1 protein-coding gene is annotated in these 810 nt (G+C 41.9%); it reads right to left on the bottom strand.

Annotated elements, in window-relative coordinates; translation table 11 throughout:
* Positions 1-74 precede the first annotated feature (74 nt).
* Positions 75-677: a signal peptidase I gene (gene lepB, locus J3482_RS20170; protein WP_206923082.1), complete on the bottom strand. Its 603-nt coding sequence runs from the start codon at positions 675-677 to the stop codon at positions 75-77.
* Positions 678-810: the final 133 nt, after the last annotated feature.

Here is an 810-nt window from a genome sequence, read left to right as displayed (position 1 = left end):
CCAACAAGAAAGTGACGCCCATCAGCCGTTGAGTAGATTGTGAGCATGATGCGACACATTCCGAAGAGGGGATTTTACACAGCATTTTGGACTTGATCGCCAATTCCATTTGAAGCAGATAAACTTTGTGAAATTGGACCAATGTCGCTAATTGGGGCAATCACAAAATCCGCTTCCCCTATGATGGCAGAACGCGCCACATATTTGTGAACCCAATAGCGACTATCTATGGAAACTGTACGGTTATCTCCTAACATAAAATAGTGCCCAGCTGGCACATGATAAATACCTAATTTTAGTTCGTTTGACTTGGCGATAAATTGATTGGATTCATTTAATTTTTTCCCATTTATATACACTGCATTAGCTGTAACTTCAACCGTGTCCCCAGGGAGACCGATGACTCGCTTAACGTACAACTCCTTTGGGTTGTCTGGAAAATGGAATACTACGACTTCCCCTCGGTAAATTTTTCGACCAAAATCTGTTGCTAATTTATTATCCAAGATATACACATGGTGAGTCTCTGTTGCAGGGATCGTTGGGTACATAGACGATGAAGGAACTACAGCGGCACTTACAACCCATGTTTTCAATCCAAAGGCAACAACTACTCCGACACCAATCGGCAATACCCATTCTTTTAACCAAGAATGCTTGTGTTGTTTCAATCTCATTCTCCTCTTCTAAAGCTTTTGTTCAGTTTATATCAACCCGGATTTCGACGATTGTGTCCTCATGAACTGGTGTGAATAATTGAAAAGGTGCTCCCCGTATGGCTAAGATGAGTTTGTCGAGAACCACATCTTC

This window comes from Alicyclobacillus suci, from assembly GCF_017329615.1.
GTDB lineage: Bacteria > Bacillota > Bacilli > Alicyclobacillales > Alicyclobacillaceae > Alicyclobacillus > Alicyclobacillus suci.
This window is presented reverse-complemented; position numbering and strand designations above follow the sequence as displayed.